This window comes from Nocardia sp. CA-145437 (genome assembly GCF_050956485.1).
In the GTDB taxonomy this organism is placed as follows: Bacteria; Actinomycetota; Actinomycetes; order Mycobacteriales; family Mycobacteriaceae; genus Nocardia.
Window position 1 is genome coordinate 718,448 of sequence record NZ_CP191204.1, and the last position, 14,446, is coordinate 732,893.

The window sequence follows — 14,446 nt, forward strand, 5'->3', positions numbered from 1 at the left end:
CGGACAGGCAGGCTACAGTCTGGGGCACCCGGCCCCTCGATATGAAAAGGAAATCGATCACAGTCGCGCACCCGGGACCGGCAGCGCGCGGACGAGGAGACCGGATGGCGCTGGAAATGCGGACACGCTGTGAACGATGCGAGATTGCCGATTTACCTGCTGAGGGTCCCGCGCTGATCTGCAGCTACGAGTGCACCTTCTGTGAATCGTGCGGTCGAACAATGGATTACGTCTGCCCCAACTGCGGTGGCGAATTGGTTGCCAGACCGCGACGGTGGCGAGAATCCTGATTCAGGCCATGGATTGCGCGCCGGGATTCACATAACCTGCTCCGGTGTTCGACGCAGGACTGTCCAGGCGCGGCTTCTTCGCCGCGGGCGCGGCGCTGGCCGCGGGCCTCGTCACCGCCGGATGCGGTGTGGCGAACGGCAACTCGTCCGACCGCATCCTCGATCCACCCCGCGGTGGCGCCGATCCGGCCTCCGCGCCGGCCCGCCTACCCGTCTCCACGGTGTCCCCGGACGCCATCGCGGCCAAGTACGCGGGCCGCACCCCGAAGGCCTGGGGTGTCGACGTCGACGGCATCCTGACCGGCTTCAACCCGACCGGCAAGCAGTTCGCCGTCACCTTCGACGCCTGCGGCGGCCCGGGCAACAACGACATCGACGAGAACCTGCTGGCCTTCCTGCAGGCCCAGCAGATCCCGGCCACCCTGTTCCTGAACAAGCGCTGGATCGACGCCAACCCGGCCCGCGCCGGGCAGCTGGCCGCGAACCCGCTGTTCGAGATCGGCAATCACGGCACCGCGCACTGCCCGCTCTCGGTGAACGGCCGCGCCGCCTACGAGATCAAGGGCACCGTCTCCGCGCAGGCCGCGGTGGACGAGGTGTGGGGCAACCATCAACGCATCGCCGCCCTGACCGGGCGCGGACCCCGGTTCTTCCGCGCCGGCACCGCCCACTACGACGAGGTGGCGGTGTCGATCGTGCAGGACCTGGGGGAGACCCCGGTCGGCTACACGGTCAACGCGGACTTCGGCGCGACCGCCTCGGCCGCGCAGGTGCAGTCGGCCATGTCGGCGGCCAAGTCCGGCGGCATCTCCCTGGCCCACATGCATCGGCCCAAGTCGGGCACCGGTGCCGGCATGCTCGCCGCGCTCCCGGCGCTGAAAGCCAACGGCTTCCAATTCGTGCATCTGCCTTAGTCCTTCGACCCCGCAGTTCTTCGAACCCGCCTCCGGCGCGGCGGTCAGCCGCGCCGCGAGGCCGCCCAGTCGACGGCCACGGATTCGCCGCGGTCGACGGTGAAGAACGCCACATCCAGGTGACGGCCCAGATCGACCAGCTCCAGCGCCGAGAGCGGCACCGGCTGCACCACCCGCACCCGCCACGGGCCGGGCTCGTCCCAGGCGCGCAGTTCCAGATCCAGCCGCAGCACCGGATCATCGCGCCCGGTGTAGTCGGCCGCGACCGGGGCGGCGGCCAGCACCGTGGCCCGGGCGCGACGGCCGTCGGCCAGGATCTTGGTGATATTGGTGCGCGAGGTCTCCTCCGGCGCGGGCAGATACAGCACCACCCGGTCGGGATCGCCGGGATCGACCCGGCAGCAGACGACGTCGCCGGGCTGCATCCACTCCCGATCGGCGGCGCCCGCCCGCTGACGGACCCGGGTCTCGTAGCCGTGCCGGTCCTCGATCTGCACGCGCACCCAGAACTCCGGGGCGGGCTCGTCCGCGCGGACGCCGAGGATGGTGGCCGTCCCCTCGAGACCGTGCAGCAGCAGTGCGCGGCGGGCGGCGTCGTCGAGCACCGGACCGCGGCGGGTCAGGCCGTGCGAGCCGAACTGCGAGGACAGCCGGGCCAGCAGGCCGAGGCGCGGCACATCATCGGGCCGGGTCCGCGGTCGCGCGGAATCCGGGGGCAACCCGGGGACGGAACCGGTCCGCCGGTCGGATGCGGTGCCCGGTCGCTTGTCCGCGGCCATGTCCATGGTGCTGAACCGTAGTGCGTCTGTGGCGCGCCACACAGCATTACCCACCCGCCCGCGAGATTGTTTTTTCCACCCGGACCCGCCCGTGAGCGCGGGTGATAGCACCACTACCCTTGTCGCCATGACCTCTGCGTTCCCGACCATCCCCGACGATCTCAAGCCCGCCGACGGACGGTTCGGTTGCGGCCCCTCCAAGGTCCGCCCCGAGCAGCTGCAGTCCCTGGTGGATACCGGCGCTTCGGTGTTCGGTACCTCGCACCGGCAGAAGCCGGTCAAGGACGTGGTGGCGCGGGTGCGTTCCGGTCTGCGCGACCTGTTCTCCCTGCCCGACGGTTACGAGGTCGTGCTGGGCAACGGTGGCACCACCGCGTTCTGGGACGCCGCCGCCTTCGGCCTGATCCGCGAGAAGTCGCTGCACCTGAGCAACGGCGAGTTCTCCTCGAAGTTCGCCTCGGTCGCCAAGGGCAACCCGTTCATCGGTGACCCGATCGTCGTGAAGTCGGAGCCGGGCGACGCCCCCGAGCCGACCTCCGACCCGTCGGCCGACCTCATCGGCTGGGCCCACAACGAGACCTCGACCGGTGTCGCCATCCCGGTGTCGCGTCCGGCCGGTTCCGAGCACGCCCTGGTCGCCATCGACGCCACCTCCGGCGCGGGCGGTCTGCCGGTGAACATCGCCGACACCGACGTGTACTACTTCGCCCCGCAGAAGTGCTTCGCCTCCGACGGCGGTCTGTGGATCGCGCTGATGAGCCCGAAGGCCCTGGAGCGCGTGGAGGAGATCAAGAACTCGGGTCGCTGGACCCCGGAGTTCCTGTCGCTGCCGATCGCGATCGACAACTCCACCAAGGACCAGACCTACAACACCCCGGCGCTTGCCACCCTGTTGCTGTTCGCCAACCAAATCGAGTGGATGAACGGCAATGGCGGTCTGGACTGGGCCGTGAAGCGCACCGCCGACTCCTCCTCGCGCCTGTACTCGTGGGCCGAGACCAGCGAGTACGCCACCCCGTTCGTCGGTAACCCGGCGCTGCGCTCGCAGGTCGTGGGCACCATCGACTTCGCGGACAGCGTGGACGCCGCGCAGGTCGCGAAGGTGCTGCGCGCCAACGGCATCGTGGACACCGAGCCGTACCGGAAGCTGGGTCGTAACCAGCTGCGCGTCGGCATGTTCCCGGCCATCGACCCCGACGATGTGTCGCAGCTGACCCGCTGCGTCGACTGGGTCGTCGAAAAGCTCGGCTGATCAGTAGAAATGGCATCTGACCGGGCGAACGCGCCTCGCGAAACCCGGTTTCGGAGCTGAGGCGAATCGATCACACTAATGCGGCGCGGAAGTCTGGGAACAGATTTCCGCGCCGCGTGTCTTGCCCCATGATTCACAGAAGTGCACTACTGTTCCAGAACGTGGGCGGTGTCGCGAGCCTAGCTATAGCTGTGAGTTGCGCAGCGAACAGGAGGTAACGGTGCGTGAACTTCGAGTAATCGGATTGACGCCCGATTCCACGCATATCGTATGCATCGACACCGAGAGCGGTCAGAAGTACCGCCTCGCCGCCGACGATAAACTGCGCGCCGCTGCCCGCGGAGATCTTGCCCGATTCGGCCAAATCGAGATCGAAACGGAAGCCACGATGCGCCCTCGCGATATCCAGGCTCGTATCCGTGCCGGCGCCTCGGTGGAGCAGGTCACCGAAGAGTCGGGCATGCCGCTGTCGCGGGTCGAACGATTCGCGTATCCCGTTCTGCTGGAACGCGCCCGGGCCGCCGAGCTGGCACAGAAGGCGCACCCGGTCCGCAACGACGGCCCCGCCGTGGAGACCCTGATCGAGATCGTGTCGGCCGCGTTCGCCGAGCGCGGCCACAATATCGAGGTCGCCGAATGGGACGCCTGGAAGGACGAGAAGGGCTACTGGGTGGCCCAATTGCAGTGGCAGGCGGGCCGTTCGGTGATCGCCGCGCACTGGCGCTACCAGCCCGACGCGCACGGCGGCTCCGTGGTGCCGCTCGACGATCCGGCCTCCGATCTCATCGACCCCGACTTCGGCCGGGCCCTGCGCGGCCTGGCGACCATCCTGCCGGACCAGACCGACCCGGTGGCGGAGGCGGTTCCCGCGCCCGCGGCGCGTGAGGAGCGCGGCTCCGACTACGAGCCCGCCCCGGCGCGAGTCGCCCAGCAGCAGAACGTGGATGACTACTTCGAGCAGCGCGCCGCGGTCGGCGACGGCACCGTGCCGGTGACCACCGCGGCCGCTCCGGCGCCCGCTCCCGCTCCGGCCCCGGCCGCGAAGGAACCGGCGGCCCCGGCGCCGCCCGCGACTCCGGCGGCGGCCGCCCCGGCGCCGCCCGCCACCCCGCCCGCTCCGGCTCCGGCCGCCGAGCCCACGCCGGAACCGGCGCCGGCCCCGGCTCCCGCGCAGCCCGCGGCGAAGTCCAACGCGCAGAAGCCGAATCGGGCCAAGCGTGGCGGCAAGGCGCCGATGCCGTCCTGGGAGGACGTGCTCCTAGGCGTGCGCAGCTCGGGTCACTGACCACTGTCGGTTCGGGTCGCTGACGCTTTGTCGATCTTCACGAATGCCGGAGGGTTGCTGACCTTCCGGCATGTCGTTCGTCGCCGCGCCGCGAAACGGTGTTGGCAACAGCCGCATTTCGGGCTGTCGCGGGGGTAGATTCAATCCTGTTGGCGGGTTGGTCCCGGCCGATCGATGTCGGCCCCGACCGGCCGCTGTGCGTTGCTCGAAAGTAGCCGTGTGCGAGGGAGGTGACGTCGGTGCCATCAACGGTCTCATCCCTGTGGTACGTCGACGCCCCCGATCCGGTGGCCGTGCTGCGCGCGCAACCGGGACCCGATCCCGACGCCGCCTTCGCGCTCGCCCGGCAGCTCAACCCGGATCGGGACGTGGTGCCCGCCGCCTCCGGCAGCATGAAGGTGTGGGCGGGCCCGGACCCCGAATCCGTCTATATCGGTTGCTATCCCGGCGTCACGGTGATGTGTTCCACCCAGGCGGCGCTGCCGCGGCCCACCCGGCTGCCGGAGCTGCTGGTCCGCCCGCTCGCCTCCGAGCAGACCTACCTGATCTCCTACGACCTGTCGCTGGGCTGGGGCGCGTTCGCGCACTGGGAGCGCGGCGAATTCCGCCGCTCCTTCAGCGCGACCCGGGTCAACATCCTCGAGGACGAGGGCATGCCGCGGGTCTGGGAGCGGCCGTACTGGGCGGGCGAGCATCCGATCGTCCTCACCCCCGGTGAACTGCTCGACCCGCAGCTGCTGCCCTTCGATCCGCCCCGCTTCGCGGACGCCGCCAACGAGCAGTGGCTCGGATTCCGTTACCGCGGCCAGACTTCCGCGGACGGCCTGACCCCCGACCAGATCGAGGTCTGCGGATTCTCGCTGTACCCCAAGGGCGAAGCGCCGCGGCTGGACAGCGAACCGGAACCACAGATCGAGCACGGCAACGGCAGACGCGGGCTGCTGGGCTGGCTGCGCGGCCGGGACCGCGTTTCCTGACCGAGCGGCCTGCTCACCCGGCTCAGGACAGCAGCAGGCTCAGCCAGGCCACCAGCACGCCCACGCCCAGTCCCGCGATCACCCAGCGGGTCACCGGAGCGAACCGCCAGCGCCACGCCGTCGGCGCGGCCCCGCCGACCGCGATCAGATTGACCACCACCGACAGCAGCGGATGGATCTGCGCCAGCGCCGCCCCGAAGGCGTACACGCCCGCCGCGGTCAGCGCCGCCACCATGACGACCACGGCGATGCCGCTGGCCCACGGCGTGGGTTCGGAATATCCGTATCCGTACGGTCCGTCGGGCGGATGACTCACTGCGCACGCACTCTCTCGTAGAAGGCCATGGCGGCCGCTGTCGCCACATTAAGCGAATCGGTGCCGGGAGTCATAGGGATGCGGGCCCGAATGTCGCTGGCGCGCATGGTCTCCTCGGTCAGGCCGGGTCCTTCCGCGCCGAGCAGCAGCGCTACCCGGTCGCCGGTCATGGCGGTGGCGAGCGTGCCCGCCTTCGGGTTCGGGGTGAGCGCGACGATCTGGAAACCGCGCTCGCGCAGCACCTCCAGGCCCGCCGGGAACGGCGGCAGCTGGGCGAACGGCACCCGCAGCACGTGCCCCATGGACACGCGCACGGCGCGCCGGTACAGCGGATCCGAGCAGCGGTCGCCGAACAGCACCGCGTCCGCGCCGAGTCCGGCCGCGTTGCGGAAGATGGAACCGATGTTCTCGTGGTCGTTCACGCCCTCGAGGACCGCGACTGTCCGCGCGTCCGCCAGTACTTCCGCGGCGCTGAGTTCACGCGGCCGATAAGCCCCCGCGAGCACGCCCCGATTCAAATGGAATCCGACGACCTCGGCCATCACCCCGGCGCTGGTCCGGTAATACGGAATATCCACGGCCGCGAGATCCTCACGCAGCTGCTCATATCGGTTCGCGACACCGAACAATGCGAACGGCGTGAACCGCGAGGCCAGCATGCGCTGCACCACCACCACGCCCTCCGCGATCACCAGGCCTTTTCCGCCCGGCAGGTCGGGCCGGCGGTCGGCGTTATTGAGGTCGCGGAAATCGGCGACCCGCGGATCGGCGGGGTCGTCGATATCGATCACTTCGGCCACGCGCCCATTTTCGCCTCCGCCCGGGGCGGGCGAATGCGCGGGGCATAGGGTAGATCACGTTCCGATCCCCTAATCGAAGAGGACAGCCCATGAGCAGCAAGCCGGAAATCGAGTTTCAGGACGGTCCCGCCCCCGCCGAGCTCGTGATCAAGGACCTCGTTGTGGGTGAGGGCAGTGAAGCCAAGCCCGGCGACACCGTCGACGTCCACTACGTGGGTGTCGAGTACGACTCCGGCGAGCAGTTCGACGCCTCCTGGGACCGTGGCGAGTCGATCGTCTTCCCGCTGCGTGGCCTGATCCAGGGCTGGCAGGACGGCATCCCCGGCATGAAGGTGGGCGGCCGCCGCCAGCTGACCATCCCGCCGAAGCTGGCCTACGGCGAGGCCGGCGGCGGCCACCAGCTCTCCGGCAAGACCCTGGTCTTCGTCATCGACCTGCTGGACGTCGTGAACTGACGCTTCCGGGTCGCTGAAAAACACGTGCCCGCCGCGCATTCCGCGCGGCGGGCACTGTTGTCTCGGTCGTCGGCTCTCAGACCTTGACCACGATGCTGCCGATGATCTTGTCGGCGAAGGTCTGCCGCTTGGCGTCCCAGATCGGCCACAGCCAGCCGATATAGCAGGCGAGGCTGTCCACGAAGTGGCAGAGCTGGCGGACGAATGCCATACCGAAGCCCAGCACCTGGCCGTCCGCTTCGCGAACGAGCTTGATGTTGAGCATCTTCCGGCCGGGAGTCTGACCGGTGGTGCCCTCCCTGTAGATGAGCCACAGCGCGCCGGCCAAGGCGATGAGGGCGCCGACGAGGATGAGCGCGACCCCCGCGCCGGACAGTCCGCCCGAGCAGTTGGCGCTGTAGGAGGTATCGGTCTGCTCGGTGACGCAGTCGGCGTCCTTGAACCCGATGGCGAAGCCGAGCCCGTAGAAGATGGCCGCGGGCACGAACACGATCAGCCGGTCGATCAGGTACGCGCCGACCCGGGCGCCCCAGCTCGCGTAGGGCGGGGCGGGATAGGCGGCGTAGCCCGGCTGGTAGCCGTAGCCCCCGGGCTGTCCGGGGACGCCGCCGGGCGGTTGCTGCCCGTATCCGGGAGGCGGTTGCTGCCCGTACCCGGGAGGTGGCTGCTGCCCGTACCCGGGTGGCTGCTGCCCGAAGCCTGGCTGCTGCGGCTGCTGCGAGTAGGGATCGTTGCCGTAGGTCATCGGTTCCTCCCCAAGAGGATGCGGGGGTATGGCCCCCGCATTGTCTCCCGAATCGCTAGCCGACGATGGCGTTCATGATGGTTCCAGCGCTGGTGGCGGTCGCGCCGCCCAGCATGGCGTTGGCGACCATCTTGGGCGAGGCCGAGCCGCCGCCCCACTTCTCCCAGGCGAAACGTCCGCCACCGTAGGTGATGGCCGCGATGCCGGACATCTGGGTGAACCAGGTGAAGTACCGGAACATCTTCATCATCTTGTCCGCCATGGGCGGGGTTTCCGCGGTGGGATTGCCGAGTTGGGCGAGAACCGTGCCGTACATGTCGTGTGCGGCGATGAGCATGCTCACGATCGTTTCCTCTCCGATACCGGGCGCTGAGTGGAGCCAAGATGCGGATGAAGCGGACGAGCCACGAAACGGGTCGATTAGAGCAATTCGGGCACAGTGTACTCCGGCGAATCGCCGATCGTTGCGGATTATTTGCGAACGTTATCTCCGAATGATGTCCACGGGGTCGGTGAGGGCGGCCGCGATCGCGGTCTGCTGCGGCACGCCGAGCTGGGGGAGTGCGCCCATGGCCTGGTTGGTCTGATTGCTCAGAAGCTTGGTGACGGACTGCAATTGGGCCACGCCGCCGGTCAGCGCCTGCATCGCGGTGACCAGCTGGGCGCCGGCCTGATCGGCGATCGCGGGAATGCTCTGCGCCAGCGCCGCGCCCTGATTCAACTGGGCGCTTGCGTCATTCAGTCGTCCGGCCGCGTCACGCAGCAGTTGCCCGACCTTGGTATCCGGAGTGACCTGCGTGCCTGTCAGATTCGCGAAGCCGCTGAGCTGGACATCCGCCTGATTCGCGATCGTGCGCAGACCCTGCAGCTGCGTGATCACGCTCGCCAATTGCGGATCCGTGGCGATCGGCAGCCCCTGCAATAACGGCACCACCACGTTCAACCCACCCGACAGCGCGCTCGCCGCCTGCGAGACCTGCCACATGGTGACGCCGGTCGAATCCAGCGCCGTGGCAAGCTGATTCGCCTGCGTGGTCGCCGCCGACAGGGTGGTGTTCAGGGTGTCGATCCCCGAAGTCAGCTGCCCCGCACCGGCTTTCGCCTGCGCCAGGAAATCGGTCAGCTGATCCGCGCCGCCGGAGAACTGCTGTGCGCCGTCCGCGGCCGCCTGCACGCCCGCGCTCAGCATGCCCGACGTCCCGGCGATCTGCGACACCTGCAGACGCGCGGTGTTCATGGTCGAGAACAAGGTGTCCAGCCCGGCCGCGCTGACCTTCTTGGTCACCTCGCTCACCGCGTCGTTGACGAGGTTCGGGTCGGCGCGGTCGTGCGTGGCCACAGTGACCTGCGCCTTCTTCGGCTTGTCGGTGACCAGGGAGTTGATGTCGGCGGTCAGGTCGGCGGGCAGCGTGATCACCGCGGCGTAGTCGGCGGGGCTCGCCTCGTCGACGACCTCCCAGTGCCGGATTCCACTGGCCTGCAGATCTTTCGCGATGCGCGCGCCCAGCGGACCGGAATCACCGTTGACGAGCGCGACCGCCGTGGGCGCGGTCCGCAGGCGGCCGATGCCGACGACGCTCGCCGCGACCGCGGCGGCGAGCAGCAGGACGATCAGGACCCAGCGAGCACGTTTTCCGAACACGATTCAGACCGTAGAGGCCGGGTATGTCCGCTGCTCTGATGGATGTCTGAGAGTTCGGTAAAGACCGGTACGTTCACATCCGCGCGGGTGGCGGCGGCCACGCCCCGCGATCGGGGAGCTCCAGCACCAGCCGCACCCCGCCCAGCATGCCGTCGTCGAAATAGGCCCGGCCGCCGTGCAATTGGGCCTGCTGCGCCACCAACGCCAGACCCAGCCCGGACCCGCCCTTGGTGGCCTGACTGCCCCGGAAGAAGCGCGCGAACACCTGCTCCCGCTCGTGGGCGGGCAGGCCGCGGCCGTTGTCGTCGACGGTGATCACGATGCGTCCGTCGGGCGCGCGATGCGCCGTCACCAGCGCCTCGGTGGCCCCGCCGTGCCGCGCGGAATTGGTGAGCGCGTTGTCCACGGCCAGCCGCAACCCGGTGGGCAGGCCCCGGGTGACGAGCTCGGCGTCGGCCTCGATCCACACCTTCAACTGCGGGAAGTGCCGCATGGCGTCGTGCGCGGCGGCGTCGCACAGCTCGACCACGTCGGTGACCACGTGGTCGCGTTCGTGGGTGAGGTCGCCCGCGGCCAGCCGTTCCAGCGCGGCCAGCGTGGTCTCCACCCGGTTCTGGCCACGTTGCAGGTCGGTGAGGATCTCGCGGCGCTGCTCCTCGTTCAGGTCCAGCGTGCTGAGCACCTCGAGGTCGGTGCGCATGGCGGTGAGCGGGGTACGCAGTTCGTGCGCGGACACCGCGGCGAAATCGCGGGCGGTCTCGAGCGCGGTGGCAGTCTCGGCCTGCGCCCGGTCCACCCGCTCCAGCAGCGTGTTGACGGCCTCGGCGAGCTTGTCCGCCTCCTTCACACCCGAACCGTCCACCGAGAGCGGGACTTCCGATTCCCCGGCGGGCCCGCGCTCGTCGAGGTCCCGGGTGAGTTTCACGATGGGCCGCACCGCGCGCCCGCCGAACAGCCAGCCCAGCCCCGCCGACGCGGTCACCGCGAGCGCCGCGGCCAGATACACCCAGCGCCGCTGCTCGTTGATGGTCTTCTCGGTCTGATTGGTCGGAATGCCCAGGGACACAACCTGTCCCGCGGGCTGCGCCTCGGTGGTGGTGAGCACCCGGTAGGCGTTGCCGTCCACGGTGACGGTGGCATTGCCGACCGGCAGCACCGGCAGCTTCACCGGGGTGCTGGCCAGCGCGCGGTCGTTCATGCGGACCGTCAGCGCCATTTCCTTGTTGGGCGCGAGGATGTCGACCACATTGACCGCGAAGACCGGCTGGATCAGCACCAGCCGCGACACCATCGACAGCTGCTGATCGGCCTGGGCCATATTGCTGCGGCCGATGGCGTAGATGGTGATCCAGCTCAGGATCGCCACGATGATGGTCGCGCCCAGCGCCGCGGCGGCGGCGACGCGCACCCGCAGCGTGTAGGACCAGCGGCGGCGCCTGCCCCCGGACGCGGAAGGGCCCGCCGCGGAAGTCATTTCGGCGCCCGCAGGACGAACCCGACGCCGCGGATGGTGTGCAGCAGGCGCGGGGTGTCCTCGACCTCGAGCTTGCGCCGCAGATAGCCCACGAACACGTCCACCACATTGGTGTCGGCCGCGAAGTCGTAGCCCCACACCAGTTCCAGCAGCCGTTCCCGGCTCAGCACCACCCCGGCGCTGCGCGCCAGCGTGGACAGCAGCTCGAATTCGCGCTTGGTGAGCTCGATCTCGGTGCCGTGCAGCAGCGCCCGATAGCCCGCGACGTCGACCTCCAAGGGCCCCACGGTGATCGCGCCCGGGATCCCGGACGCCGGCGCGTCACTGCGCCGCCGCAGCAGCGCCTTGATCCGCGCCACCAGCTCGGCGAGCACGAACGGTTTGACCAGGTAATCGTCGGCCCCCGACTCCAGCCCGGCGATGCGGTCGTCCACCGAACTGCGCGCCGACAGGACACAGATCGGCACCTCGTTGCCCATGGCCCGCAGCGCGGTCACCACACCCGCCCCGTCCAGGATCGGCATGTTCATATCGAGCACGACCGCGTCGGGGGCGAATTCGTTCACACTGCGTAGGGCGGCCGCCCCATCCCGGGCGATCACCACCCGGAAACCTGACAGCCGGAGCCCGCGCTCGACCGATGCGAGCACATCCTCATCGTCGTCGACGACCAGGACTGTAGGTACCGCTGAGTCCATTTGCCCTCCGCTTCGCTCCGGGCGGGTTGCGTGGTGTGCCACCCGGGGTGGCACACCACAGTATTGCCTGGCGGAGGTCAGTAATTGTGGCAGGAATCGGCGACCTGCTGGATCGTGGCGGCGATTCCACCGGCCCGCGGGTCGGAGGCGGCCTGGTTGGCGGCGTCCGGGTTGTCGCGCAGGTACTGGTCGAGCTCGGCCTGGCGCTCGGCGGGGGAGAGGTCGAACTTGGCCTTCAATTCCGCCTTGTAGCCGGGGTTCTGATCGAGGTACTGGGCCAGCATCGGGGACTTGTCGTGCAGGGCGGCGTCCACCTGGGCGAAGCTGCAGGTGGAGTTCAGGAGCGGCGCAACCAGATCCGCCGGGGAGGCGGAGGCGGTGGCGGGCGCGAAGGCGAGGGCGACGGCGGCGACCGCACCGGCTCCGAAGAGCACACCGGCACGACGATTACGGACGAAGCTCATACAGCGACCTTCTTCTCGGTAGGCACAGCAACGGGGCGCGCGCGATTCCCGCGCGCCCGACCGACGCTAAACGACCGCTCTAGGAAGTCGATGAGCCAATTCTGAAAAGACTCTGAGGCTAGCCCGAGGCGGCTTGATCCCCGGACTGAGCGGCTGGATCGGCGGCGGCCGGGTCCGGGCGGCGGATCGGAGTGGTGGCGACCGCGGCCTCGGCGGCGGCGATGCGCTCCTTGTCCTCCATCAATGTCACCGCGTCGCGGATCTGCTTCTCCAGTGTGGGCAGCATGGCGGCGTCGTCGATGGTCGGCGGCACCTCGAAGGACTCACCCGAGGCGATCTGACGCATGGTGCGGCGCAGGATCTTTCCCGACCGGGTCTTGGGCAGCGAAGTCACCGCGACCACGTCGTAGAGGGTGGCGATGGCCCCGACCCGCTCCCGCACCCGGTCGATGATCTCCGCGCGCAGCCGCCCGGGCTCGATGTCGACGCCGGTCTTGAGCACCACATACCCGATCGGCCGCTGCCCCTTGAGCTCGTCCGGAATGCCGACCACGGCGGTCTCGGCCACGGCCGGATGACCCGAGATGGCCGCCTCGATCCCGCCCGCGGACAGCCGGTGCCCGGCCATATTGATGACGTCGTCGCTGCGGCCCAGGACGAACAGGTAGCCGTCCTCGTCGAAATAGCCGGAGTCGCCGGTCAGATAGTGGCCGGGGTAGGCGGACAGATAGGAGCGCTCGTACCGCTCGTCGTCCTTCCACAGCGTGGTCAGGGTGCCGGGCGGCAGCGGCAGCCCGATGACGATATTGCCCTCGGTGTTCGGGGCGACCGCGTTGCCCTCGGAGTCCAGCACCCGCAGCCGGTACCCCGGCACCGGCACCGCCGCCGAACCGGGCTTGATCGGGAGCTGCTGGAGTCCGAGCGGATTCGCGCAGATGGGCCAGCCGGTCTCGGTCTGCCACCAGTGGTCCACCACCGGGCAGTCGGGGTGGTCGGCGAGCAGGGTGTCCACGGTCCACTCGTAGGTGGCCGGGTCCAGGCGTTCCCCGGCGCAGAACAGTGCCCGCAGGCGGGACAAATCGTGCTGATGGGCGAGCGCCGCGTCCGGGTCGGCGCGGCGGATGGCCCGCAGCGCGGTCGGAGCGGTGAACATCACATCCACCTGGTACTCGTCGACCAGGCGCCAGAAGGTGCCCGCGTCGGGGGTCCCGATCGGCTTGCCCTCGTAGAGCACGGTGGTGGCCCCGACCAGCAGCGGCGCGTAGACGATGTAGGAGTGCCCGACCACCCAGCCGATATCGGAGGTGGTGAGCATGGTCTGCCCCGCGCCGACCTCGTAGATATTGCGCATGGACCAGGCCATGGCGACCGCGTGGCCGCCGTTGTCGCGCACCACGCCCTTGGGTTTCCCGGTGGTGCCGGAGGTGTAGAGGATATAGAGGGGATCGGTGGCGGCCATCGACACCGGATCGGCCGGTTCCGCCCCGATCTGCGCCTCGTCCCAATCGAGCCACCGGGCCACCACGGTCTCGGAGGAGGCGGGCAGCGAGTCGGTGGCGGCCTGCTCGGCCGGAAAGCGAATGGTGGGAAAGCCGTCTCGCTGCTTGACCAGCACGGTTCTCGGGGCGGTGGTCTCGGCGAGGTCGAGGGCGGCGAGCACGATGGGCGGGTATTCGATGCGGCGTCCGGGTTCCAGGCCGCCGGAGGCCGTGATGATCAACACAGGTTCGGCGTCGTCGATGCGGGCCGCGAGTTCGTGGGCGGCGAAACCGCCGAAGACCACCGAGTGCACCGCGCCGATCCGGGCGCAGGCGAGCATGGCGATCACGGCTTCGGGAATCATCGGCATATAGATGACGACGCGGTCACCGGTCTTGACGCCCAGTCGCAGCATGGATCCGGCAAATCGGGCGACTTCGTCGAGCAGCTCCCGATATGTGTAAATCTGCCTGGACCCGGTCATAGCCGAGTCGTATATTAGGGCCGGTTGTTGGGCGCGACCCCCCTCCTGGTCCTCGAAAGAGCCTTCGGGAGTTGTGATCTCGCGCACATGCCGATCCAGCGCATTGTAGGAGGTGTTGAGGCGAGCGTCGGGAAACCACCGCGCCGTCGGGCGGGCAGCGGTATCGAGAATCTGGGTGGGAGACACGTCCCAGCTGATGGATTCGGCCGCGGTGCGCCAGAACTCCGAGGGATCGACCAGGCTCAGCTGATACGCCGGTCGGTACTCCTGCTTAGCGTTCAACCCGGTGACTCCCTAGCTCCGACTTGTGTCCTGAGAAGCGCTGAAGATGCCCGCCTCGATAGATCAGCCTGATTGTGGCAGACTTCACGCGACGTCCGGGCGGGCGCCGC

Annotated in this window: 16 protein-coding genes; 6 read left to right on the forward strand and 10 right to left on the reverse strand. The window is 69.0% G+C overall.

Annotated elements, in window-relative coordinates; all coding sequences use genetic code 11:
* Nucleotides 1–116 precede the first annotated feature (116 nt).
* Together ACQPYY_RS03350 and ACQPYY_RS03355 are read left to right on the forward strand one after the other, a co-directional pair.
* Nucleotides 117–290, forward strand: coding sequence for a DUF1272 domain-containing protein (locus ACQPYY_RS03350; RefSeq protein WP_433594557.1), 174 nt, complete (start codon nt 117–119; stop codon nt 288–290).
* 44 nt (nt 291–334) lie between these two features.
* Nucleotides 335–1,204, forward strand: a complete 870-nt coding sequence (locus tag ACQPYY_RS03355; protein WP_379105749.1) for a polysaccharide deacetylase family protein — start codon at nt 335–337, stop codon at nt 1,202–1,204.
* A gap of 44 nt (nt 1,205–1,248) precedes the next feature.
* Here ACQPYY_RS03355 and ACQPYY_RS03360 read toward each other — a convergent pair whose 3' ends face one another.
* Complete coding sequence (locus ACQPYY_RS03360) at nt 1,249–1,989, reverse strand: hypothetical protein (protein ID WP_379105747.1); 741 nt, start codon at nt 1,987–1,989, stop codon at nt 1,249–1,251.
* A 121-nt stretch (nt 1,990–2,110) separates the two neighbouring features.
* On the opposite strand from ACQPYY_RS03360, the gene serC reads away from it, so the two are divergent.
* From serC to ACQPYY_RS03375, 3 genes are all read left to right on the forward strand, one after another.
* The gene (gene serC / locus ACQPYY_RS03365) at nt 2,111–3,235 is read left to right on the forward strand and encodes a phosphoserine transaminase (RefSeq protein ID WP_379105744.1); all 1,125 of its coding nucleotides are present in this window, start codon (nt 2,111–2,113) and stop codon (nt 3,233–3,235) included.
* A gap of 220 nt (nt 3,236–3,455) precedes the next feature.
* On the forward strand, nt 3,456–4,520 hold the full coding sequence (sepH, locus tag ACQPYY_RS03370; protein ID WP_433592714.1) for a septation protein SepH: 1,065 nt from the start codon (nt 3,456–3,458) through the stop codon (nt 4,518–4,520).
* Nucleotides 4,521–4,759: 239 nt separating this feature from the next.
* Nucleotides 4,760–5,497, forward strand: coding sequence for a DUF6928 family protein (locus tag ACQPYY_RS03375; protein WP_433592715.1), 738 nt, complete (start codon nt 4,760–4,762; stop codon nt 5,495–5,497).
* Between the two features lie 22 nt (nt 5,498–5,519).
* Here the strand turns inward: ACQPYY_RS03375 and ACQPYY_RS03380 are convergent, their stop codons facing one another.
* Both ACQPYY_RS03380 and ACQPYY_RS03385 read right to left on the reverse strand, forming a co-directional pair.
* On the reverse strand, nt 5,520–5,813 hold the full coding sequence (locus tag ACQPYY_RS03380) for a DUF2537 domain-containing protein (protein ID WP_433592716.1): 294 nt from the start codon (nt 5,811–5,813) through the stop codon (nt 5,520–5,522).
* Nucleotides 5,810–6,613: a TrmH family RNA methyltransferase gene (locus ACQPYY_RS03385; RefSeq protein WP_433592717.1), complete on the reverse strand. Its 804-nt coding sequence runs from the start codon at nt 6,611–6,613 to the stop codon at nt 5,810–5,812. Before ACQPYY_RS03385 ends, ACQPYY_RS03380 begins: the two co-directional genes overlap by 4 nt.
* Nucleotides 6,614–6,702: 89 nt before the next feature.
* Between ACQPYY_RS03385 and ACQPYY_RS03390 the strand changes: the two genes are divergently transcribed.
* Nucleotides 6,703–7,068, forward strand: coding sequence for an FKBP-type peptidyl-prolyl cis-trans isomerase (locus tag ACQPYY_RS03390; protein WP_379105733.1), 366 nt, complete (start codon nt 6,703–6,705; stop codon nt 7,066–7,068).
* Nucleotides 7,069–7,144: 76 nt separating this feature from the next.
* On the opposite strand, the gene ACQPYY_RS03395 is transcribed toward ACQPYY_RS03390, so the two are convergent.
* The 7 genes from ACQPYY_RS03395 to ACQPYY_RS03425 all read right to left on the reverse strand — a co-directional run bounded on the left by ACQPYY_RS03395 (nt 7,145) and on the right by ACQPYY_RS03425 (nt 14,336).
* Nucleotides 7,145–7,813: an RDD family protein gene (locus tag ACQPYY_RS03395; RefSeq protein WP_379105731.1), complete on the reverse strand. Its 669-nt coding sequence runs from the start codon at nt 7,811–7,813 to the stop codon at nt 7,145–7,147.
* 55 nt (nt 7,814–7,868) lie between these two features.
* Nucleotides 7,869–8,150, reverse strand: a complete 282-nt coding sequence (locus tag ACQPYY_RS03400) for a hypothetical protein (RefSeq protein ID WP_357089931.1) — start codon at nt 8,148–8,150, stop codon at nt 7,869–7,871.
* Between the two features lie 147 nt (nt 8,151–8,297).
* Nucleotides 8,298–9,455, reverse strand: coding sequence for a hypothetical protein (locus ACQPYY_RS03405; RefSeq protein ID WP_433592718.1), 1,158 nt, complete (start codon nt 9,453–9,455; stop codon nt 8,298–8,300).
* 73 nt (nt 9,456–9,528) lie between these two features.
* A complete protein-coding gene (locus ACQPYY_RS03410; RefSeq protein ID WP_379105727.1) occupies nt 9,529–10,929 on the reverse strand; it encodes a sensor histidine kinase in 1,401 nt (466 codons plus the stop codon).
* Nucleotides 10,926–11,627, reverse strand: coding sequence for a response regulator transcription factor (locus tag ACQPYY_RS03415; RefSeq protein WP_433592719.1), 702 nt, complete (start codon nt 11,625–11,627; stop codon nt 10,926–10,928). The genes ACQPYY_RS03410 and ACQPYY_RS03415 overlap by 4 nt, the downstream gene beginning before the upstream one ends.
* A 77-nt stretch (nt 11,628–11,704) precedes the next feature.
* Nucleotides 11,705–12,091, reverse strand: coding sequence for a hemophore-related protein (locus ACQPYY_RS03420; protein ID WP_357282520.1), 387 nt, complete (start codon nt 12,089–12,091; stop codon nt 11,705–11,707).
* 118 nt (nt 12,092–12,209) lie between these two features.
* On the reverse strand, nt 12,210–14,336 hold the full coding sequence (locus ACQPYY_RS03425; RefSeq protein WP_433592720.1) for an AMP-binding protein: 2,127 nt from the start codon (nt 14,334–14,336) through the stop codon (nt 12,210–12,212).
* Nucleotides 14,337–14,446: the final 110 nt, after the last annotated feature.